The 21,250-nt window shown below is 65.5% G+C and carries 24 protein-coding genes and 1 tRNA gene; 18 read left to right on the top strand and 7 right to left on the bottom strand.

Annotated features, from left to right (window positions below):
• The first annotated feature begins 8 nt into the window (after positions 1-8).
• The 9 genes from ribD (at position 9) to HWX53_RS05510 (ending at position 6,096) form a co-directional block, all read left to right on the top strand.
• Positions 9-1,130: a bifunctional diaminohydroxyphosphoribosylaminopyrimidine deaminase/5-amino-6-(5-phosphoribosylamino)uracil reductase RibD gene (ribD, locus tag HWX53_RS05545; protein WP_175939798.1), complete on the top strand. Its 1,122-nt coding sequence runs from the start codon at positions 9-11 to the stop codon at positions 1,128-1,130.
• 27 nt (positions 1,131-1,157) lie between these two features.
• On the top strand, positions 1,158-1,790 hold the full coding sequence (locus HWX53_RS05540) for a riboflavin synthase (RefSeq protein ID WP_175939797.1): 633 nt from the start codon (positions 1,158-1,160) through the stop codon (positions 1,788-1,790).
• Positions 1,780-2,124 carry a type II toxin-antitoxin system CcdA family antitoxin gene (locus tag HWX53_RS05535; RefSeq protein WP_244140004.1) on the top strand — a complete coding sequence of 115 codons (345 nt, stop codon included), beginning with the start codon at positions 1,780-1,782 and terminating at the stop codon, positions 2,122-2,124. Before HWX53_RS05540 ends, HWX53_RS05535 begins: the two co-directional genes overlap by 11 nt.
• Positions 2,124-2,282 carry a CcdB family protein gene (locus HWX53_RS27570; RefSeq protein ID WP_244140003.1) on the top strand — a complete coding sequence of 53 codons (159 nt, stop codon included), beginning with the start codon at positions 2,124-2,126 and terminating at the stop codon, positions 2,280-2,282. Before HWX53_RS05535 ends, HWX53_RS27570 begins: the two co-directional genes overlap by 1 nt.
• A 23-nt stretch (positions 2,283-2,305) precedes the next feature.
• A complete protein-coding gene (locus tag HWX53_RS27885) occupies positions 2,306-2,428 on the top strand; it encodes a CcdB family protein (protein ID WP_241269839.1) in 123 nt (40 codons plus the stop codon).
• Positions 2,429-2,725: 297 nt separating this feature from the next.
• A complete protein-coding gene (ribBA, locus tag HWX53_RS05525; RefSeq protein ID WP_175939796.1) occupies positions 2,726-3,892 on the top strand; it encodes a bifunctional 3,4-dihydroxy-2-butanone-4-phosphate synthase/GTP cyclohydrolase II in 1,167 nt (388 codons plus the stop codon).
• Positions 3,893-3,941: 49 nt separating this feature from the next.
• Positions 3,942-4,451: a 6,7-dimethyl-8-ribityllumazine synthase gene (ribH, locus tag HWX53_RS05520; protein ID WP_175939795.1), complete on the top strand. Its 510-nt coding sequence runs from the start codon at positions 3,942-3,944 to the stop codon at positions 4,449-4,451.
• Positions 4,448-4,882 carry a transcription antitermination factor NusB gene (gene nusB, locus HWX53_RS05515; RefSeq protein ID WP_175939794.1) on the top strand — a complete coding sequence of 145 codons (435 nt, stop codon included), beginning with the start codon at positions 4,448-4,450 and terminating at the stop codon, positions 4,880-4,882. The genes ribH and nusB overlap by 4 nt, the downstream gene beginning before the upstream one ends.
• Positions 4,883-4,902: 20 nt before the next feature.
• Positions 4,903-6,096 (top strand): pyridoxal phosphate-dependent aminotransferase, encoded by a 1,194-nt coding sequence (locus HWX53_RS05510; RefSeq protein WP_175939793.1) that lies wholly within the window; start codon positions 4,903-4,905, stop codon positions 6,094-6,096.
• Positions 6,097-6,174: 78 nt separating this feature from the next.
• Here the strand turns inward: HWX53_RS05510 and HWX53_RS05505 are convergent, their stop codons facing one another.
• Positions 6,175-7,323, bottom strand: a complete 1,149-nt coding sequence (locus HWX53_RS05505) for a lytic transglycosylase domain-containing protein (RefSeq protein ID WP_175939792.1) — start codon at positions 7,321-7,323, stop codon at positions 6,175-6,177.
• Positions 7,324-7,910: 587 nt separating this feature from the next.
• Between HWX53_RS05505 and HWX53_RS05500 the strand changes: the two genes are divergently transcribed.
• From HWX53_RS05500 to HWX53_RS05490, 3 genes are read left to right on the top strand one after another with little or no spacing between them, the layout of a single operon-like run.
• Positions 7,911-9,521 (top strand): UbiD family decarboxylase, encoded by a 1,611-nt coding sequence (locus HWX53_RS05500; protein ID WP_175939791.1) that lies wholly within the window; start codon positions 7,911-7,913, stop codon positions 9,519-9,521.
• Positions 9,518-10,513: an asparaginase gene (locus tag HWX53_RS05495; protein ID WP_175939790.1), complete on the top strand. Its 996-nt coding sequence runs from the start codon at positions 9,518-9,520 to the stop codon at positions 10,511-10,513. Before HWX53_RS05500 ends, HWX53_RS05495 begins: the two co-directional genes overlap by 4 nt.
• Positions 10,510-11,181, top strand: a complete 672-nt coding sequence (locus tag HWX53_RS05490; protein ID WP_175939789.1) for a LysE family transporter — start codon at positions 10,510-10,512, stop codon at positions 11,179-11,181. Before HWX53_RS05495 ends, HWX53_RS05490 begins: the two co-directional genes overlap by 4 nt.
• A 9-nt stretch (positions 11,182-11,190) precedes the next feature.
• Here HWX53_RS05490 and HWX53_RS05485 read toward each other — a convergent pair whose 3' ends face one another.
• From HWX53_RS05485 to HWX53_RS05475, 3 genes are all read right to left on the bottom strand, one after another.
• The gene (locus HWX53_RS05485) at positions 11,191-12,156 is read right to left on the bottom strand and encodes a threo-3-hydroxy-L-aspartate ammonia-lyase (protein ID WP_175939788.1); all 966 of its coding nucleotides are present in this window, start codon (positions 12,154-12,156) and stop codon (positions 11,191-11,193) included.
• Positions 12,157-12,285: 129 nt separating this feature from the next.
• Positions 12,286-12,606 (bottom strand): hypothetical protein, encoded by a 321-nt coding sequence (locus tag HWX53_RS05480; protein WP_175939787.1) that lies wholly within the window; start codon positions 12,604-12,606, stop codon positions 12,286-12,288.
• Positions 12,607-12,921: 315 nt separating this feature from the next.
• Positions 12,922-13,083, bottom strand: coding sequence for a hypothetical protein (locus HWX53_RS05475; protein WP_016344705.1), 162 nt, complete (start codon positions 13,081-13,083; stop codon positions 12,922-12,924).
• Positions 13,084-13,820: 737 nt separating this feature from the next.
• On the opposite strand from HWX53_RS05475, the gene HWX53_RS05470 reads away from it, so the two are divergent.
• The 3 genes from HWX53_RS05470 to trmB all read left to right on the top strand — a co-directional run bounded on the left by HWX53_RS05470 (position 13,821) and on the right by trmB (position 15,373).
• On the top strand, positions 13,821-14,381 hold the full coding sequence (locus HWX53_RS05470; RefSeq protein ID WP_175939786.1) for a YggT family protein: 561 nt from the start codon (positions 13,821-13,823) through the stop codon (positions 14,379-14,381).
• 62 nt (positions 14,382-14,443) lie between these two features.
• Positions 14,444-14,518: transfer RNA gene (locus HWX53_RS05465), tRNA-Gly, on the top strand.
• Between the two features lie 105 nt (positions 14,519-14,623).
• Positions 14,624-15,373, top strand: coding sequence for a tRNA (guanosine(46)-N7)-methyltransferase TrmB (gene trmB, locus HWX53_RS05460; protein ID WP_175939785.1), 750 nt, complete (start codon positions 14,624-14,626; stop codon positions 15,371-15,373).
• A 67-nt stretch (positions 15,374-15,440) separates the two neighbouring features.
• Here the strand turns inward: trmB and HWX53_RS05455 are convergent, their stop codons facing one another.
• The 3 genes from HWX53_RS05455 to HWX53_RS05445 form a co-directional block, all read right to left on the bottom strand.
• Positions 15,441-16,274 carry an undecaprenyl-diphosphate phosphatase gene (locus HWX53_RS05455; protein ID WP_175939784.1) on the bottom strand — a complete coding sequence of 278 codons (834 nt, stop codon included), beginning with the start codon at positions 16,272-16,274 and terminating at the stop codon, positions 15,441-15,443.
• Positions 16,275-16,335: 61 nt separating this feature from the next.
• Complete coding sequence (locus HWX53_RS05450) at positions 16,336-16,923, bottom strand: DUF1439 domain-containing protein (protein WP_175939783.1); 588 nt, start codon at positions 16,921-16,923, stop codon at positions 16,336-16,338.
• A gap of 50 nt (positions 16,924-16,973) precedes the next feature.
• Complete coding sequence (locus HWX53_RS05445; RefSeq protein WP_175939782.1) at positions 16,974-17,255, bottom strand: YkgJ family cysteine cluster protein; 282 nt, start codon at positions 17,253-17,255, stop codon at positions 16,974-16,976.
• A 123-nt stretch (positions 17,256-17,378) separates the two neighbouring features.
• Here HWX53_RS05445 and hemN point away from each other — a divergent pair, with 123 nt between their 5' ends.
• The 3 genes from hemN to HWX53_RS05430 all read left to right on the top strand — a co-directional run bounded on the left by hemN (position 17,379) and on the right by HWX53_RS05430 (position 21,012).
• Complete coding sequence (gene hemN, locus HWX53_RS05440) at positions 17,379-18,761, top strand: oxygen-independent coproporphyrinogen III oxidase (RefSeq protein WP_175939781.1); 1,383 nt, start codon at positions 17,379-17,381, stop codon at positions 18,759-18,761.
• A 213-nt stretch (positions 18,762-18,974) separates the two neighbouring features.
• The gene (locus tag HWX53_RS05435) at positions 18,975-20,354 is read left to right on the top strand and encodes an amidase (protein WP_175939780.1); all 1,380 of its coding nucleotides are present in this window, start codon (positions 18,975-18,977) and stop codon (positions 20,352-20,354) included.
• 139 nt (positions 20,355-20,493) lie between these two features.
• The gene (locus tag HWX53_RS05430) at positions 20,494-21,012 is read left to right on the top strand and encodes a disulfide bond formation protein B (RefSeq protein WP_175940618.1); all 519 of its coding nucleotides are present in this window, start codon (positions 20,494-20,496) and stop codon (positions 21,010-21,012) included.
• Positions 21,013-21,250: the final 238 nt, after the last annotated feature.

The following is a 21,250-nucleotide window of genomic DNA, read 5'->3' as shown; positions in this document are numbered from 1 at the left end:
CCGCCGGGATGTTCTCGCAATCCGATTTCACCTACATGGAGCGCGCGCTCGCGCTCGCCTCGCGCGGCATGTACACGACGACGCCGAATCCGCGCGTCGGCTGCGTGCTCGTCAAGAACGGCGAAGTGATCGGCATGGGCTTCACGCAGCCGGCAGGTCAGGATCACGCCGAAGTGCGCGCGCTGAAAGACGCCCGCTCGCGCGGCAAGGACCCGCGCGGCGCGACCGCGTACGTGACGCTCGAACCGTGCAGCCACTTCGGGCGCACGCCTCCGTGCGCGCACGCGCTGATCGACGCCCGCGTCGAGAAAGTCATCGCCGCGATGGAAGATCCGAACCCGGCCGTCTCCGGCCGCGGCCTCGCGATGCTGCGCGACGCGGGCATCGACGTGCGCTGCGGGCTGCTCGCGAACGAGGCGCACGAGATGAACATCGGCTTCGTCTCGCGCATGACGCGCCGTCGCCCGTGGGTGCGCATGAAAGTGGCGGCGACGCTCGACGGACGCACGGGCCTGCCGTCGGGCGAAAGCCAGTGGATCACCGGCGAAGACGCGCGCGCCGACGGTCACGCGTGGCGCGCCCGCGCCTGCGCGATCCTGACCGGCATCGGCACCGTGCGCGAGGACGATCCGCAACTCACCGTGCGCGCGGTCGACACGCCGCGTCAGCCGCAGCGCGTTCTAATCGACAGCCGGCTCGACGTGCCGCTGGACGCGCGCATCCTCGACGGTGCGCCGCCGTGGATCTTCCATTCCGCGCACGCCGACGCCCAACGCGCCGAGTTGCTCCGCGACAAAGGCGCGCAATTGATTGAGTTGTCGAACGAGCACGGCAAGGTCGATCTTCCCGCGATGCTCACGGCGCTCGCGGATCGCGGCATCAACGAGTTGCACGTCGAGGCGGGCCACAAGCTGAACGGCTCGCTCTTGCGCGAAGGCTGCGTCGACGAACTGCTGGTGTATCTCGCGCCGAGCCTGCTCGGCAGCGCGCCGGGAATGTTCGACTTCGCGCCGCCCGCCACGCTCGACGCGCGGCCGCATCTCAAGTTTCATCGCATCGACCGGCTCGGCGACGATCTGCGCATTCTGGCGCGCTTCGCCGATGCGCACGTCGCTGGTCCCTTGCTCTAAACACGCTTCGATAAAGGAACGCGCTTCATGTTTACAGGAATCGTCGCGGCGGTAGGCCGCATCGAAAAGGTCACGCCGCTCGGCGCAGAGCCGCAAGCCGGCGTGCGTCTGCGGGTGGCGGCGGGCGGCCTCGATCTCGCGGACGTCGAACTGGGCGACAGCATCGCGATTCAGGGCGCGTGCATGACGGTGATCGAGAAGACGCCGGATGCGTTCGATGTCGACGTCTCGCGCGAAAGCCTGAACAAGACGGTCGGCCTGGGCGATGCGGGCGCGGAGGTCAATCTGGAAAAGGCGCTGCGCGCGCACGATCGGCTGGGCGGGCATTTGGTGTCCGGCCACGTCGACGGGCTCGGCACGGTGTCGCGCTTCGAGCGCGTGGGTGAATCGCATGAATTGCGGATCGTGGCGCCGAAGGACATCGGCAAGTATCTGGCCTATAAGGGCTCGGTGACGGTGAACGGCGTGAGCTTGACGGTCAACGCCGTGGAGGATCGCGCGGATGGCTGCGAGTTTTCGATCAATCTGATTCCGCATACGGTCGAAGTGACGACGTTGAAGGCGCTTCACGCGGGCGCGAAGGTGAATCTGGAGATCGACCTGATCGCGCGGTATGTGGAGAGGATGATGTCGGCGGGGTCGCTGGTGAATGGCGCGTAGCCTCGAAGCCGCACCATTCTTCGGCGATCGCAGACCGCTGCCGCATGTTGATTCAAATGCGCATAAATCCTTACATGGAGAGAGCGAACATGCGGCATGCGACGAGCGACTCCGTTCCGCGCCGGGCGACGAACATCAGCCTGCCCGAGACGTCTATAAGGACGCGAAAGCGCTCGGCATCAACTTCTCGCAGACGTGCGAGCGGGCGATCCGGCAGGCAGTACAGATGGAGAAGGATCGCCAGTGGGCGATCAAACATGCGGACTTCATCCAGGCGTACAACGACATGATCGAGCGCGACGGCTTACCGCTCGGGCAGTACCGGACGTTTTGATGGCCCGGTTCGACGTGTTCGCGAATCCAAGGGGACACGCCGGTACGCCTTACATTGCCGAGGTCCAGAGAAATCATCTGTCGGGGCTGGCAACCCGCATGGTCATTCCGCTGCGCCGGCTGGACCGGAGCGCTCCGATCCAGCTTCCGCCGATCTGATTCCCGTGTTCGTCATCGAGTGCATGCTCGATACCCCGACGCTTGCCGCCATTCCGCGCAGCGCACTGACCAAGCCAGTCAGCTCGCTCGTACATCGACAGGACGAGATCTTGTCGGCGCTAGACCGGTTGTTCGGCGGATGGTGAGCGTCTCGGCACGGGCATCTGTCTGCGCGGCGCTTGAGAAAGCGCGTCACCAAGGTCTTTCCGACGGCATACCGACGGCATACGCAAACGTCGCTGAAGCGCGCGTTGCCGGACATAGCGCGTTCGTCCGGCGCCGGCGCCTCCCGCAGCCCCACGCTCTACCGTAACCGACGCAACGCTCGGTAGCGTTGCAAGCAGCACGACACCCCGCCCCGCCCCCGCGTTTTCCCGACAACTGTCCATCGGCCGTGGCGTAAAATACAGGCCTTTCCCAAACAGACCTGCCGGGACGCCACCATGTCGATCGCTTCCACTCCAGAAATCATCGCCGAGCTCAAGGCCGGCCGCATGGTGATCCTCGTCGACGAGGAAGATCGCGAGAACGAAGGCGACCTGATCGTCGCCGCCGACTTCATCACGCCCGAAGCGATCAACTTCATGGCGCGCTACGGTCGCGGCCTCATCTGCCTCACGCTCACGCAGGAACGCTGCAAGCTGCTCAACCTGCCGCTCATGACCCAGCGCAACGGCACGCAGTACGGCACGGCGTTCACCGTCAGCATCGAAGCCGCCGAAGGCGTGACCACCGGCATTTCCGCCGCCGACCGCTCGCGCACTATCGCCACGGCGGTCGCGGCCCATGCGCGCGCCGAGGACATCGTGCAGCCGGGCCACGTGTTCCCGATCATGGCGCAGCCGGGCGGCGTGCTCGTGCGCGCGGGCCACACTGAAGCCGGCTGCGATCTGACCGCCCTCGCGGGCCTCACGCCCGCTGCCGTGATCTGCGAAGTAATCCGCGACGACGGCGAAATGGCGCGTCTGCCGGACCTTATCGAGTTCGGCGAGCAGCACGGCATCAAGATCGGCACCATCGCGGACCTGATCCACTATCGCAGCCGCACGGAATCCATCATCGAGAAAGTCAGCGAGCGCACCATGCAGACCGCGCACGGCACGTTCCGCGCGGTGCTGTATCGCGATGAACCGACCGGCTCGCCGCATATCGCGCTCGTGCGCGGGACGCCGTCGCCGGATCGCGAAACGCCCGTGCGCGTGCACGAACCGCTGTCGGTGCTGGATCTGCTCGAAATCGACGCGTCCACGCACTCGTGGACCATCGACGCCGCCATGAAGGAAATCGCCGCGCGCGATCTCGGCGCCATCGTGATGCTCAATTGCGGCGACAGCCGCGAGCATCTGGTCGAAACCTTCCGCGCGCTCGACGAAAGCGACAAAGCGGCCAAGCCGCAGCGCCGCCCGATCGACTTCAAGACCTACGGCATCGGCGCGCAGATTCTGCGCGATCTGGGCGTCGGCAAGATGCAGGTGCTCGCCAATCCGCGGCGGCTCGGCAGCATGTCGGGCTACGGGCTCGAAGTGACCGGCTTTATTCCGATGCCCGGCTGCCCCGCGACGGCGGCGAGCGCAACCGACGGCACGGTCGCGCATCTGCGTTCGGCCTGATTAACGACAGCCGCTGCATCCAACTTATTCCAAACCAACGGATCTCTACATGGAAATCGGACAATACCAGCCGAACCTCGACGGTGACGGCCTGCGCATCGGCATCGTGCAGTCGCGCTTCAACGAACCGGTATGCAACGGCCTCGCGGATGCATGCATCGAGGAGCTGGAACGCCTCGGCGTGATCGGCGAGGACGTGCTGCTCGTGACCGTGCCGGGCGCGCTCGAAATTCCGCTCGCGCTGCAAAAGCTCGCCGAATCCGGCCAGTTCGACGCCCTGATCGCGCTCGGCGCGGTCGTGCGCGGCGAGACGTACCACTTCGAGCTCGTGTCGAACGAGAGCGGCTCGGGCATTTCGCGCATCGCGCTCGACTTCGGCATTCCGGTGGCGAACGCGGTGCTCACGACCGAAAACGACGAACAAGCCGTCGCGCGCATGACCGAAAAGGGCCGCGACGCCGCGCGCGTGGCGGTCGAAATGGCGAATCTGTCGGTCGCGCTGGAACAGCTCGGCGGCGACGAAGAAGATGACGAAGACGAAGACGAGGACCGCGCATGAAGAGCGCACGACGCCGCTCGCGTGAACTCGCGACGCAAGGGCTTTACCAATGGCTGCTGTCGGGCGCGCCCGGCGGCGAGATCGACGCGCAACTGCGCAACGCGCAGGGCTTCGACAAGGCCGACCACGAACATCTGGACGCGATCCTGCACGGCGTGATCAAGGAAGCCGATGCGCTTTCCGCCGAACTGCAACCGTGCCTCGACCGCCCGATCGATCAGCTCTCGCCGGTCGAACGCGCGGTGTTGCTCGTCGCCGCGTTCGAGTTCAAGCATCACATCGACATTCCGTATCGCGTCGTGATCAACGAGGCGGTGGAGCTGACGAAGACCTTCGGCGGCTCGGACGGCTACAAGTACGTGAACGGCGTGCTGGACAAGCTCGCCGTCGCGATGCGCCCTGCCGAAGCGCAGGCGCGCGGGCGCGGCTAACGGGAAACGGGATCGACGGCATGAATACCGCTTCGGAGCCGCTCATGCGGCTCGCCTCCCGCGTCGACGCGATCGAGCCGTTCTACGTGATGGAGCTGATGAAGGACGCCCAGGCGCTCGAACGCGCGGGACGCGACATCATCCATATGGGCATCGGCGAGCCGGACTTCACGGCGCCTGCGCCTGTCACGCGCGCCGCCGCGGACGCGCTCACGCGCGGCGTCACGCAGTACACGAACGCGCTCGGCGTCACGGCGTTGCGCGAGGCGATCGCCGCCCATTATCGCGACGCGTTCGGCTTAACGGTCGATCCGGCACGCATCGTGGTGACGGCGGGAGCGTCGGCCGCCCTCTTGCTCGCGTGCATGGCGCTCGTCGACAACGGCGACGAAGTGTTGATGCCCGACCCGTGCTATCCGTGCAACCGGCACTTCGTGTCGGCGGCGGACGGCAAGCCGGTGCTGATCGCGAGCGGCCCGGCCGAACGCTTCCAGCTCACCGCCGATCAGGTCGAAGCGCACTGGACGCCCGCGACGCGCGGCGTGCTGCTCGCGTCGCCGTCGAATCCGACGGGAACCTCCATCGAGCCGGACGAACTACGGCGCATCGTCGGGAAGGTGCGGGAACGCGGCGGCTTCACCATCGTCGATGAGATCTACCAAGGCCTGAGCTACGACGCGAAGCCCGTGTCGGCGCTCTCCTTCGGCGACGACGTGGTGACGGTCAACAGCTTCTCGAAGTACTTCAACATGACCGGCTGGCGGCTCGGCTGGCTCGTGGTGCCGCATGCGATGGTCGGCGCGGTCGAGAAGCTCTCGCAGAATCTGTTCATCTGTGCGTCGGCGCTGGCGCAGCATGCGGCGCTGGCCTGCTTCGAGCCGGAAACGCTCGCCATCTACGAAGCGCGGCGGCTCGAGTTCAAGCGGCGGCGCGACTACATCGTGCCGGCGCTGCGCTCGCTCGGTTTCGGCGTGCCGGTGGTGCCGGACGGCGCGTTCTACGTCTACGCCGATACGACGAGCGTGCCGCATCCCGCCGCTGGCGACAGCGAAAGGCTCACGCGTTCCATGCTGCACGACGCCGGCGTGGTGCTCGTGCCGGGCGCGGATTTCGGCTTTCACGCGCCGGACCGTTACATCCGGCTCTCGTATGCGACGGCGTATTCGAAGCTGGAAGAAGCGGTGTCGCGGCTCGGGGACTTGTTCAGTCGCTGACTATTACTCGACGCAAACGAAAAAAAGGGCACCCGCTTGAGGTGCCCTTTTCTTTTGTCCGACCATCCGACTCACCGATCAGGCGCCCAATTCGGCGGACGCGCCGTGCTTCGAATCGCCGGAATCGCTCTCGTCCTGCGCGTCGGCCTTCTTCGCGCCGTCGATCGTCACGTGGACGCGCTTGGCCGTATCCGCCGAGGTGGACGCCAGCACCTGCTTCGGCGCGGCCTGAACCGGCGCCTGCGGCGCGTTGATCGGCACATTGCGGCCACGCGCGACATCGCGCAGACGCGCACGCTCGGCGAGCACCTTGGCGCCGTAGCCGCCGTCGTCCTGCGAGGTCGAGCCGACGTAGTAGCGCAGGCCGCCCGCCACGGAGCCGCCCCGCGCGATGCAATCCTTCAGCACCAGCGCGCCGACCTTGATGTTCGCGAGCGGATCGAGCGCCGCGTGGCTGCCGCCGAAGTACTCGAACTTGTCCGAGTGCACCTTCGACATCACCTGCATCAGCCCTTTCGCGCCGACGCCGCTTTCCGCGTACGGATTGAAACCCGATTCGATGGCCATCACCGACAGCAGCAGCAGGGGATCGAGACCGACTTCGCGGCCGGTGTCGAACGCGGCGCGCACGAGGTCGCTGACCGGCTCTTCGGCCACGCGATACCGCCGCGCGATGAAGGTCGCGACGAGCTTCTGCTCGCGCGTGGAGACGAGCACGCGGTCGTCGCGCGCATCGGCGACAATGCGCTGCGCCGGAATCGCGCTCGCCAGCAAGCTGACCGAAGGCATGGTGCGCGGATCGAGCCCGTTGGGCGACACGGCGAGACTGATGCCGCCGGTCAGTTGGCGCGTGCTCTCGTCGTCCGTGGCGGCGGCGCCGAGCGACGGCACCTGCGCCGCCGGCGCAGCGGTCCGGCCGGGGTTCGCGGCGAGGCTGATCGGCGCGGCGTCGGCCGGCTGGCGATGCACCGCCGAGAACGGCGGAAGCGGCTGGCCGGCCAGAAGCCGCGCAGGCCCCGCCTGGACCGCGGCGGACACGAACGGCATGATCCGTGCGGCAAAGGTGGTGCGCCAGGACGGCAGGAGCCACAGCGCGAGCGCCGTGACGATGGCCGCGCAACCGACCAGGCTGAAGAGATAGTGACTCATACGACTTCCACGACGCAGCGCGGTGCGCAAACTTTGTGCGACGCGAGTGTCGGGACGCCACGATAACCAAGCGTTCATCGATGCTCCCAATGTTGCATGATTTAGGCTGATGAATACCAATAAACCGGTGTTCGAAAGCGCAAATCAGACACCGCTCGCTCTTGGCAAGGCGTAAGCGGCATCGGGGAAACGGCATGCGCCGTCTGGAAAGCCGAACCGGCAAAAGCGGCCGGAGTGCGCGGCACGAACAGCATGCCCTTGATGCGCAGATGGCTTTCCACGCGAAAAACCGGCGTTCGATAACGCCGGCCGTGACAACCAACAGCCATGAATCGCCGGGCAGGTGCGGCGCAGGCGACGCATAGCGTCTGAGAAAAGACCTGAGGCTAAGGTAAAAAGTTTCAAAACCTGCAATGGATGCGAAGGGATTCTAGCAGGGTTTAATGATCCGTCAATGCTATACCGTTCCGTTTCAATTACTTACAGTAATAATGAACACTGTTTAGGAGCGCCAGCGCACGCCCCAAAGGCGGTTTCCAGCGGAATTTCCTGAATGTCTCCCAGCGCACGGACTGACACGCAGGTAAAATCGACAATCGCCTAGCGCGCAGCCGTCCCGCCCGTCCCGCTCCATGTAGCGGCCTCGAGTCCTCGTCCGACCATCGATGAAATATAAAGATCTGCGCGACTTCACCGCCCGCCTCGAAGCGCTCGGTGAACTGCGCCGCATCCGGCAGCCTGTTTCCCCTGTTCTAGAAATGACCGAACTATCCGACCGCGTGTTGCGCGCGGGCGGCCCGGCGCTGCTTTTCGAAGCGCCGACCGGTCACAGCATGCCAGTGCTCGCGAACCTCTTCGGCACGACGCGGCGCGTGGCGCTCGGCATGGGCATCGAAACCGAGGCGCAGACCGGCGCCGATGCGAGCCTCGGCAGCGACACCGCCGCGCTCAGTTCGCTGCGCGATATAGGCAGGCTGCTGTCAGCGCTCAAGGAGCCGGAGCCGCCGCGCGGCCTGAAGGACGCCGGCAAGCTGCTCTCGCTCGCCAAAGCCGTGTGGGACATGGCGCCCAAGTCGGTGAGCGCGCCGCCTTGCCAGGAGATCGTGTGGGAAGGCAACGACGTCGATCTCGCGCGTCTGCCGATCCAGACGTGCTGGCCGGGCGACGCCGGACCGCTGCTGACGTGGGGCCTGACCGTCACGCGCGGGCCGAACAAGACGCGGCAGAACCTCGGCATCTATCGGCAGCAACTCATCGGGCGCAACAAGCTCATCATGCGCTGGCTCGCGCATCGCGGCGGCGCGCTCGATTTCCGCGAGTTCGCGCTCGCCAATCCGGGCAAGCCGTATCCGGTGGCGGTCGTGCTGGGGGCGGACCCGGCGACCATTCTCGGCGCGGTCACGCCGGTTCCCGACACGCTTTCTGAGTATCAGTTCGCCGGCCTCCTGCGCGGTTCGCGCACCGAACTCGCGAAGTGCCTGACGCCCGGCGTCGATACCTTGCAGGTCCCGGCGCGCGCGGAGATCGTGCTCGAAGGCTTCATCTATCCGCAGGAAGGCGCGGTGCCGCCTGCGCCGGAAGGCGCGCCGCCGCGTCCGTCGACAGGCGCCGCCGCGCGTTACGAGCACGCGCTCGAAGGCCCGTACGGCGATCACACCGGCTATTACAACGAGCAGGAGTGGTTTCCGGTCTTCACCGTCGAGAAAATCACGCTGCGTCGCGACGCCCTCTTCCACTCGACCTACACCGGCAAGCCGCCCGACGAACCCGCGGTGCTTGGCGTCGCCCTCAATGAAGTGTTCGTGCCGCTCTTGCAGAAGCAGTTTCCCGAGATCACGGACTTCTATCTGCCGCCCGAAGGGTGCAGCTATCGCATGGCCATCGTGCAGATGAAGAAGAGCTACGCCGGTCACGCCAAGCGTGTGATGCTCGGCGTCTGGAGTTTCCTGCGGCAGTTCATGTATACGAAGTTCATCGTCGTGGTGGATGAAGACGTCAACGTGCGCGACTGGAAGGAAGTGATCTGGGCGATCACCACGCGCGTCGATCCCACGCGCGACACCGTCATGGTCGACAACACGCCGATCGACTATCTCGACTTCGCGTCGCCGGTCGCGGGCCTCGGCTCGAAAATGGGACTCGACGCGACCAACAAGTGGCCGGGCGAGACGAACCGCGAATGGGGCCGCCCGATCACGATGGATGCCGCCGTCAAGCGGCGCGTCGATGCGCTGTGGACCGAAATCGGACTGGACAACGCGGGGAAAAACGCATGATCGCAGCGACCTTGTATCGGGGAAACGCAGTCGAGAACACGCACGTCGCGCATGTCGCGGTGGTGGATGCCGACGGCCGACTGCTCTATTCGTTCGGCGATCCGCATCGCGTGACGCTGCCGCGCTCGGCCGCGAAGCCGGCGCAGGCGCTTGCCGTCATCGAAACGGGCGCGCTGGAACAGTTCGGCTTTGACGACGCCGATCTCGCGCTGATGTGCGGCTCGCACAGCAGCGAGCCGCGCCACATTGAACGCGCCCGCGCGATGCTGGCCAAGTCCGGCGCGAGCGAGAGCGATCTGCGGTGCGGCGGCCATCCGCCGATATCGGACGCCGTCTACGAGGACTGGATTCGCCGCGATTTCACGCCGACGCCCGTGTGCAGCAACTGTTCCGGCAAGCACGCTGGCATGTTGGCAGGCGCGCGTGCAATGAACGCGGCGCTCGACGGCTATCACCTGCCGGAGCATCCGCTGCAGGCGCGCGTGAAGCACGCGACGGCGCAGGCAGTCGATCTGCCGTTCGGCGACGTGCTCTGGGCCATCGACGGATGCAATCTGCCGACGCCCGCTTTTCCGCTCGACCGCCTCGCGCGGCTTTACATGAAGATCGCCGGCGCGCCGGACGGCTCGCCGCTCGGGCGCATTTATCGCGCGATGACGTCGCATCCCGAACTCGTCGCGGGCGAAGGACGCTTCTGCACGCGCTTGATGCGGGCGTACGGCGGCGCGCTCGTCGGCAAAACCGGCGCGGACGCGAGCTATGCGATCGGCGTGAAGCGGCCGGAAGGCGCGCTCGGCATTGCGGTGAAGGTCGAGGACGGCAACACGAACGTGCTGCATGCGATCGTCGCGCACGTGCTGGAATTGCTCGACATTGGCACGCGCGAGCAACGCGCCGCGCTCGACGATTTCCGTCACCCGCCGATGGTGAACACGATGGGCGTGCCGACCGGCCGTCTCGACGTGACGCTCGCGCTCACGGAGCACGCATGACGCATTCGTGGTCGTTGATGTCGGACGGCTTCTTCTTGTCGCTGTCGCTGTGTCTGGATATTGGGATCGCCAACGTCGCGATCATTTCGCTCGCGCTGTCGCACGGGTTCAAGCCGGGGCTCGTCCTCGGCCTCGGGACGTGCTTCGGCGACCTGTTCTACGCCGCGCTGGCGCTGGCCGGCATGTCGGCGCTGCTGCAGTTCTCTGCGGTGCGCTGGGTCGTGTGGATCGGCGGGGCCACCGTGCTGCTGTTTCTCACCTGGAAGATGGCGCGCGAGGCGATGAACCCCGCGTCCGCGCCGCCCGTCGAGGGCGAAGCGGATACGCGCGCCCCGCGCCAAAGCCATCTCAAGAGCTTCCTGCGCGGATGCCTGCTCGCGGTTTCATCGCCGAGCGCGATTCTGTGGTTCGCGGCGGTCGGCGGCGCGCTCATCGCGAAAGCCGGCGCAACGAGCCCGATCAGCGCGTCGGTGTTTCTGCTCGGCTTCTTTTGCGGCGGACTCGGCTGGACGCTCTTCGTCTGCACGCTCGCCGCCCACGGCCGCAAACGCGCCGGCACGCGCCTTCTGCGCGCGTGCCATGTGATGTCCGCCGTGCTGTTCGCCTATTTCGCTTACAGCGTGATCGTCAACGGCTACCGCGATCTGATCGTGCACGCGGCGTCCTGACGGCCCGCTTCACGCGATGAACTGCGCGAAGCGCGCCAGGTCGACATTGCCGCCGCTCACGATCACGCCCACGCGCTTGCCTTCCACCGGCACGACCTTCTGAAGCACGGCCGCTGCCGCCAGGCAGCCGGTCGGCTCAACAACCATCTTCATGCGCTCGGCGAAGAAGCGCAGCGTATCGACGAGCTGGGCGTCGCTCACCGTGACGATGCGCTCCACGTGCTTGCGGATGATCGGGAAGTTGTATTCGCCGACGTGCGTGGACGCCGCGCCGTCCGCGATAGTGCGCGGCACCTCAATATGCACGATCTCGCCGCGCGCGAGCGACTGCTGCGCGTCGTTGCCCGCTTCCGGCTCGACGCCGATGACCTTGCACGAAGGCGACAGCGCCGCCGCCGCGAGCGCGCAGCCCGCGATCAGCCCGCCGCCGCCGAGACACACGAAGAGATAATCGAGCGGCCCGGTTTCTTCGATCAACTCCTTCGCGGCCGTGCCCTGCCCCGCGATCACATGGGGATGGTCATACGGCGGAATCAGCGTCATGCCGCGCTCTTCGGCCAGCACGCGGCCGATCTCTTCGCGATTCTGCGTGTAACGGTCATACGTGATGACTTCGCCGCCGTACCCGCGCGTCGCCGCGATTTTCGCGGCCGGTGCGTCTTCCGGCATGATGATCGTCGCGCGAATGCCGGCGAGCTGGGCGGACAGCGCGATCGCCTGGGCGTGATTGCCCGACGAATACGTGATGACGCCGGCCGCGCGCTGAGCGTCGTCGAAATGCGAAAGCGCGTTGAATGCGCCGCGGAACTTAAAAGCGCCCATGCGCTGGAAGTTCTCGCACTTGAAAAAGAGCGACGCGCCGGCGATTTCGTCCGCCGTGCGGGACGTGAGAACCGGCGTGCGATGCGCGACGCCGTCTATGCGGCGGGCGGCATCGGCGACGTCATCGAAAGTCGGGGCAGGAAGTGGAAGCATCGGATATGAAGTGGCGTCGGAAAAACGCCATTCTCGCCAGTTCCGAAGCGAATCGGAATAGCCAGTTTCATCGATGCCAAAGAAAAGCCCCTTGCGGGGCTCGCGCGGTCGATCGCGGAAAACGGATTATTAGTGCCAGTGGCCGCGACCGTAGCCGTAACCGTGACCATACGGATGGCCATAATACCCGTGCCGCCAATAAGGACGGCCGTAATAACCGTATCCGTAGCCGCCCACGACGACTGCCGGCGGCGGCCCATAGACGACAGGCGGAGGCGGCGCGACATAAACCGGCTGCGGCGGAGCGACATAAACCGGCGCGGGCGGCGCTTGATACACCGGATACGCCGGCACGCTGATACCGACCCCGACCGACACATGCGCTTGCGCCAGACTCGCGACACCCAGGCCGAGGGCGCCGGCGACCAATAAACTACCGAGCTTTTTCACTTTGGTTCTCCTCGCCGCTTGAGGCCGACCGGTCCATCCGGTCGCGCGGCTGCGTACTCTGAATTTAGCGAAAAACGCGCGCGGCCGCTCGGGCCATTTGTTGCAAATTGCAAGGTCTGCGACCGCCGCTCGGGCAGGTTGGCGATGCTGCGGGCGAGGAGCAGTCCGAACGGCAAGGTGGAGGGCGCGCTGATGGTTTGTTTGCGTGGAGACAGCGTGCCGCTCGAGTAACGCATCTTTACAAATCAAATTAAAAGCCCCGCCGGACGGACCGTCCGGCGGGGCTGTGTATTGTGTCGACTCCTTTTGAGGCGATCAGCCTACTTTCACATAAGCGAATTCACGCGTGACATTGGGCGGGACATATGCTCCACCGATCACGACACGCGGCGTCAATCGCTTCTTCTGATCCCACCAGCGACGCCTTTGCGCCTGGCTCAAGAAACGCAGATGCTTTCGATAAGAGAAAATGCTCATGCGACCTCCGAACGTAGCGTTTTGAAAACGTCGAGAAAAGCAGCCGCTTAAAAGCGATGCCTTTCCGTTAATCACTCTTGTCTTTAGTATTCGCGCCCGGTTCGTTCATCAATGTTCGCAAAAGAACTAAAACACGCTAACCGCGTGCGGTGAACCACATAATCAGCAGAAAACATGCCATCGATTAAACGGCGCAATGCCGAAAGATCCGTAACGGCGTCTGATTCAATCGTTTTCTGTCATCCTATGCTGCCATCTTTGCGTGAAACGCGCTCGCGCAAAGCGTCGTGCGGCGGCAACATCAGGGTTTGCGGCAAGGCGTGCGCGCATGCGCTATGCTTGCGATCTGCTTTCAGTCGACTGTGAGAGGAAACGCTCGTCGTGGTTCGACAACGCGCCCAAGCCGCCCCGCAGCCATGTTAAGGTGACGTCCGGCGCCCCACCGGCATTGACGGTGGGCGGGGAATGCAAGGCGCCATTCGCTCGCAAGAGAAAGAAATCGCGGCGTTCGCGGGCTCCGGCCCGAGCGCAACGACTTCACATGACATCCAGTCCAGAGAACGAACAATGATCAAGGTCACTCACTACGACTCGCGCGACGCAGCGTGCGCGTTGGCGTCGCCAAGCCAGCCTCAGTCCCGGCGGCCGTCTTAGCGGCTGCCAGCGTCGTCTGTTCCTTCGCTTTTCCTGACCCCGGCGCGGCCTTCTCGCCGCGCACGTTTTCCAGAGGACCCGAGATGTTCGGCGATATCGCCCGTTTTCTGCTCAATACCGTCTTCACTCTGTTCGGCGCGGCGCTGCTCCTGCGCGCGTGGATGCAGGTCGTGCGCATGCCGCCGTACAACCCGGTTTCGAATGCCGTCATGCAGGCGACCAACTGGATCGTGCTGCCGCTGCGCAAGATTCTGCCGGGCGGCAAGATCGATTGGGCCAGCATTGTCGCCGCCTATATCGCGGCGCTCGTCTATGTGACGTTGATGGTCTATCTCGCCGGTGTCGACCCGACGGTCATGCTGCCGATGCTCCTGCTCGTCGCGGTGCTGACAGTCGTCAAGTGGGCGCTCAACCTCATCATCTGGATGACGATTCTGATGGCGCTGCTTTCGTGGCTGAATCCGCAGTCGCCGGCCATGCCGCTGCTCTATCAGATCACCGCGCCGTTTCTCGATCCGCTGCGCCGCATCTTGCCGCGTTTGGGCGGCATCGATTTGTCGCCGATCCTGCTTTTCGTGATCGTGCAGGTGCTGCTGATGGTCGTGACGCGCGTCGCGGTCTCGATGACGCTCTTCGGCATCTGAATCGGGCCGCGCCGCCCGCGATTGCGCGGCGGCGCGCGTTGCGCTTACAATAGTCGGCTCACGCGGGCGTCGTATAATGGCTATTACCGTAGCTTCCCAAGCTACTGACGTGGGTTCGATTCCCATCGCCCGCTCCAGATTCACGAGCAACACATAAGCAGCAAATAAGCGAAAGCCGCCTTCCATACAGCGAGGCGGCTTTTTAGTTTCCGCGCGACGCTTCTTCGCCTTCCGATCCCGCCATGAACGACCAATCCCACGATTCCCACGACGACGACGCGCATGCCGCCGTTGAGCGCACCGAGAGTGCGGCATCGCAGCCGCTGCATCATCGGCGCATTCGCAGTTTCGTGACGCGCGCGGGCCGCGTTTCGCCGGGGCAGCAACGCGCGATGGACGAACTGGGTCCGCGCTTTGTCGTGTCGTACGCGCCGGAACTCGCCGACTGGGACGCCCTCTTCGGCCGGCAGGCGCCGCGCGTGCTGGAAATCGGTTTCGGCATGGGCGCGACGACGGCGGAGATCGCGGCCGCGCGCCCCGGCGACGACTTCATCGGCGTCGAAGTGCACGAGCCGGGTGTCGGCGCGCTGTTGAAGCTGATCGGCGAGCAGCAGCTCGGCAACATCCGCATCCTCCAGCACGACGCGGTCGAGGTGCTCGAACACATGATCGCGCCCGCGAGTCTCGACGGCGTGCACATCTACTTTCCCGATCCGTGGCACAAGGCGCGGCATCACAAGCGCCGGCTCATCCAGCCGAAGTTCGTCTCGCTCCTGAGCTCGCGCGTGAAGCCGGGCGGCTACTTGCATCTCGCGACCGACTGGCAGAACTACGCGGAGCAGATGCTCGACGTGCTTTCGGCGGAACCGACGCTCGAAAATACGGCGGACGGCTACGCGCCGCGTCCGGATTACCGGCCGGTGACGAAGTTCGAGCGCCGCGGTTTGCGGCTCGGACACGGCGTCTGGGATCTGCTCTTTCGCCGCAAGTAAGTCGCGCTGAAAAGGACAACGCCACGGCTAGCCGTGGCGTTGTCCTTTGTGCGGCAAGCAAGCCGGATCAGTCCGCCCAGCTCAACCCGCCGCTATAGCCGACGATCAGAATCAGCAGCCCGAAGCCGATGCGATACCACGCGAAAGCCGTGAAATCGTGCGAGGCGACGTAACGGAGCAGCCAGCGCACGCAGATGAAGGCGCTCACGAACGCCGATACGAGCCCGACGGCAAAGAGCCCGAGATCGTTCACGGTGAGCGCGCGCCAGTACTTGGCCATCTCGTAGAGCGTCGCGCCGAAGATGATCGGAATGGCGAGGAAGAACGAGAATTCGGTGGCCGCGCGGCGCTCCAGCCCGAATAGCATGCCGCCGATGATCGTCGCGCCCGAACGCGAAGTGCCGGGAATCAGCGCGAGGCATTGCGCGAGGCCGACCTTCAGCGCGTCGGCGTACGAGAGGTCATCAACCGAATGCACGCGCGGCGGCGTCCCGCGATCGCGCTGACGCGCCTCCGCCCACAGAATGACGATCCCGCCGACGATCAGCGCGACCGACACCGGCACCGGCGAGAACAGTACCGACTTGATCTTCTTTTCGAGCAAGAGGCCCAAGACGATGGCCGGAATCGTCGCGATGATGACGTTAATTGCAAACCGCCGCGCGTCCGGACGGCTGCCGAGGCCGCCCACCACGGAGCCGATCTTGCCGCGATATTCCCAGCAGATCGCGAGAATCGCGCCGAACTGAATGACGACATCGAACGTCTTGGCTTGCGCGTCGGTGAAATTGAGCAGACTGCCCGCGACGATCAAGTGCCCCGTGCTCGACACCGGCAGAAACTCCGTCAAGCCTTCCACGACGCCCAGCACGAGCGCCTTCACCATCAGAATCCAGTCCATCCGTCAGCCCTTGTTCGCTTTTTTGCTGCAGGTGTGGAGCACTGCGCGCCGAGATTTCGGATCACTTCTCGACAATCTGAACGCGTATGCCGTTTGTAAGGACTGTGATTGTACCGGGTTCGTAAGACACGCCCGCAAATTGCAGCTCTTCCGGCTTGAAGGTGTAGATCGGATAGCGGTCGAGCAATTGCGCGGCGAGCAGCGCGCCGGCCGCCGCGATTTGTTGGTTGTACTGGGCAGCGTCGCCGGTTAGCTGCGAGTCGTCAACGGTTGGCGAGACGAGCACGACCGAGCGGCTCGGGGCGTCGTAGGCCAGTTGCGTCGACAAGGTGAACGCGCCGTTCACCGGGTTCGGCATGAAAGGCGTGGACAGCCGCGCGTCCACGCGCACCGTGACGCGGTTGCGGTCCGCCGCCATGCCGACCACAGGATTGCTGAGCACGACATCGAAAATCTGCCGCGCGGTGCGTTCCAGCGGAAACTTGCGCGCGACCGCTTCCTGCACCTGCTTTTGCGAAAATGTGTAGTGATCCGGAATAAACGGAAAGATGGATGCGGCATGCGCCGTCGATACGAGCGCGATTGCCGGCCACGCGGCGAGCGCGCCCAGCAGCAACCGGCGCCTGAGCGGCGCGAGGGGTCGTGGCATGCGGGAATCTCCTCTACTGGATGTCGTGACGGTGCTTGGACAAACGGAGTTCATTGCGGTTGCGTGTCGATTTCGAGCCGCGTGAGCCATTGAACGGCGTGCTCGCGCGTCTCGCCGCACATTTCGGCCGACGGCTGCAGGCCGCCGCAGCACGCGGGCCGGCGCGGATCGCCGAAGATCTGACAGCGCAGGTCATCGTCGAGCTGGACGCACCGCTCGCCCGCGGGCTTGCCGTTGGGCATGCCCGGAATGGCGCTCGTGATGGACGGCGCGATGCAGCACGCGCCGCATCGTTCGCGGCAGGCATGAGGGGACGAGGACGGAATTGACATGGCGAAAACGAGGCAGCGGACGATCCTCCATTCTCCCATGCCAAGCCAAAGCGGCTGCGACGTTATCACGCAAGGCGCGCGCGCACGCGCCCGCGTAAGATCGCCGCAACTCGAAGGCTGCCCATGACTCTCGCCGACACCATCTTTCGCCCGGACCTGCTCGCGCGCTACGACGCGCACGGCCCGCGGTACACGTCCTACCCCACGGCCGTCCAGTTCACGGAATCGTTCGATCCCGCGCACTACTTCGAAGCCGCAAGCCGAGGCGGCGCATCGGCGGATCTGTCGCTGTACTTCCACATTCCGTTCTGCGACACCGTCTGCTTCTATTGCGGCTGCAACAAGGTCGCGACGAAGAATCGCGCGCACGCCCGCCCGTATCTCGACCGCATGAAGCGCGAACTCGCGATGCAGGCCGCATGCTTCGATACGCGCCGCCCCGTCACGCAGCTTCATTGGGGCGGCGGCACGCCGACTTTCCTCTCACACCACGAGATGGCCGAGCTCATGGCCGCCACCGCCGAGCATTTCAACCTCGTGCCCAATGCGCGCGCCGAATATTCGATCGAAGTCGATCCGCGCGAAGCGTCCGCCGAAACCATCGCGGTGCTGCGCGAACTCGGCTTCAACCGGTTGAGCCTCGGCGTGCAGGACTTCGACGAGCGCGTGCAGCGGGCCGTCAACCGCATCCAGCCACGCGCGACGACCGAGGACGTGATGCGCGCGGCGCGCGAGCACGGCTTCGAGTCGGTGAGCGTCGATCTGATCTACGGCTTGCCGCATCAGAGCGTCGAGAGCTTCACGCGCACGCTGGATGCCATCATCGCGCTCGCGCCGGACCGCGTCTCCGTGTTCGGCTATGCGCACATGCCGACGCTTTTCAAGATGCAGCGTCAGATCGACGAAGCGGCGCTGCCTTCGGCCGCCGTGCGGCTCGCCATTCTGAAGCGCGTGATCGAGCGGATGAGCGATGCGGGCTACGTCTACATCGGCATGGATCATTTCGCGCTGCCCGGCGACGAACTCGCCCGCGCCTTTGAGGCCGGCACGCTCCAGCGCAACTTTCAGGGCTACAGCACGCACGCGGACTGCGATCTGATCGGCATCGGCGCGTCGTCCATCGGCAAGGTCGGCGACGTCTATGCGCAAAACGCGCGCGATCTTGCCGACTACGCCGCCGCCATCGACGCCGGGCGAATCGCGATCCGGCGCGGCGTGCGCCTCACCGCCGACGATCTCTTGCGCCGCGACGTCATCATGCGGCTCATGTGCGGCGGCGCGCTGCGTTTTTCGGACGTCGAGCGCGAACACGGCATCGTCTTCGCGGACGCTGTTGCCGATGAACTCGCGCGCCTCGCGCCGATGGCCGACGACGGCCTCATCGACATCACGCCGGACGCCATTCGCGTGCTGCCGGCCGGACGCATGCTCGTGCGCAACGTCGCGTCGGTGTTCGACCGCTATCTGGGACAGGCCAGCCTCCGGCGCTTCTCGCGGACGATCTAAACACACGACTCATCGCGAGCTCGCGTATTTCTTACTGCGCTGGCTTAGAATGACAGCCACCCTGGGCGTCCGGCTTCACTTCGCCACGACCGCCCGCCCTTTCACCGCCGATGCGCCGCGCCGCCGCCCGCATCGGACCGCCGCCGGCACGATCAACGAAGCCCGTCGCACGCTTCGCCTGCGCCGCCGCCGGCAACGCCACTGCTCGATGCCATGCCGACCACTTCGCCGCAGTTCCCCCCGCTAGCCCTCCTCGCCGCAGAACTGAAGTGCGGCCGCACGACGAGCCGCGCGCTCGTCGAGACCGCGCTGGAACGGATCGCCGATCCCAACGGCCAAGGCTCGACCGTGTTCCTTCAGGTCGATGCCGAACACGCCCGCGCCGCCGCCGACGCCCACGACGCGCTGCGCCGCGCGGGCACGGTGCTCTCGCCGCTCGCGGGCATTCCGGTGTCCGTGAAAGATCTCTTCGATGTCGAAGGTCAGGTGACGCGCGCCGGATCGCGCGTGCTCGCGAACGCCGAGCCGGCCCGCGCCGATGCCGTCACGGTCGCGCGCCTGCGCCGCGCGGGCGCGGTGATCGTCGGACGCACGAACATGAGCGAGTTCGCGTTTTCGGGGCTCGGGCTCAATCCGCACTATGGGACGCCGCGCTCGCCGCACCGCGCGAACGTGCCGGACGACGCGCGCATCGCGGGCGGATCGTCGTCGGGCGCGGCGGCATCGGTCGCGGACGGCATGGCCGCCGTCGCGCTCGGCACCGATACCGGCGGTTCGCTGCGCATTCCCGCTGCGTTCTGCGGCCTGACCGGCTTCAAGCCGACCGCGAGCCGCATTCCGAAGCAAGGCGGCGTGCCGCTTTCCAAGACGCTGGATTCGTTCGGCCCGATCGGCGCGACGGTCGCGTGTTGCGCGCTCGTCGACCGCATTCTCGCGGGGCGCGAGCCGGATGTGCCCGCCACGCGCCCGCTCGACGGCGTGCGCCTCGGCGTGCTCACGAATTACGTGACGGACGGCGTGGAAGCGCCTGTCGCGCAGGCCGTGCAGGCGGCGGTCGATCATCTCGCCGCCGCGGGCGCGCTGGTGGAAGACGTGCGCTTCGCGCCGCTCGACCGTCTGCCGGAAATCAACCGCTTCGGCTTGGTGGCGATCGAGGCGTACGCGTGGCATCGCAAGCTGATTGCCGAGCACGCGAGCGAATACGATCCGCGCGTGCTCGCGCGTCTGATGCGCGCGGAAACCGCGAGCGCCGCGGACTATATCGAACTGTGCGAGGCGCGCGCCGCGATGATCGAGGCCGCGCGCACGACGCTCTGGCAACGCTTCGACGCCATCGTCTGCCCGACGGTGCCCGTGCTGCCGCCGCGCATCGCCGATCTCGAAGCCGACGACGATCATTTCGCGCGCACCAACGCGCTCGTGCTGCGCAACCCGACGACCTTCAATTTTCTCGATGCCTGCGCGCTGTCGCTGCCGTGTCATCGCCGTGGCGAGGCGCCGGTCGGCCTCATGCTCGCAGGCGCGCCGAACGCCGACGACACGCTGCTGTCCATCGGCCGCGCCGTAGAAGCCGTGCTGGAGACGACGCGCTGACACGCCGCATCATTCAGAAAATCCGGCTGTGTTTCGCACCGGGCGATCGCGCTAGAATTTCTGCGCGATGCCCGCCCGGTCAGGTGCTTCCTTCTCGAAACGTTGCGAAATAATGAACAACCATCTACATCAATTTACGATGCACGAGGACGACCGCGCGCTGCGCCGCGAGCGGCGGCTTTTGACGCTCCTGGGCTTCGTATGTCTCGCGCTCGTCGCCGGGGCGCTGTATCTGCAGTTCTTCCGTGGCGAGGACCCGTGTCCGCTTTGCATCATCCAGCGCTACTTCTTCGTGCTGATTGCCGTGTTCGCGTTTCTCGGCGCGGGCTTCAACGGCTGGCGCGGCGTCGCGCTGCTGGAGGCGCTCGTCGCGCTTTCGGCGCTCGGCGGGCTGGCCACGGCCGCGCGGCACGTCTACATTCAGGCGAATCCCGGCTTTAGCTGCGGCTTCGACGCGTTGCAACCGGTCGTCGACAGCCTGCCGCCCGCGCGCTGGCTGCCGCAAGTCTTCAAGGTAGCGGGGCTTTGCGAGACGGCTTATCCACCGATTTTCGGGCTCTCGCTGCCGCAGTGGTCGCTGGTCGCGTTCGCGATCATCTTCGCGCTGGTCGCGTTGAGCCTCCGGTCGCGGCGCAAGACGCGGGCGGCGGCGCTTTAGGATTGCCTTCGGCGCGGGCATTCACGTCCCGCGCGTCTTACCTTTCTCTCGCATTTCACTTCCCCGCATCACCGCTTCCGCATAATCTGAATACGATCCCATAAATATTTTCGGGATATTGCGGTGCTATGGTCGAGGCTGGATGGCGATCTACGTGCGCGCAGTCCGCGCTGCATGCCCGAATGTCGGGATGCAGGCGGAAACCGCGCAACGCGCGCCTGGTCCGCAATGTCCCTGC

Origin of the sequence: Caballeronia sp. BCC1704 (assembly GCF_902833455.1) — a bacterium.
Classification (GTDB): Bacteria; Pseudomonadota; Gammaproteobacteria; order Burkholderiales; family Burkholderiaceae; genus Caballeronia.
This window is presented reverse-complemented; position numbering and strand designations above follow the sequence as displayed.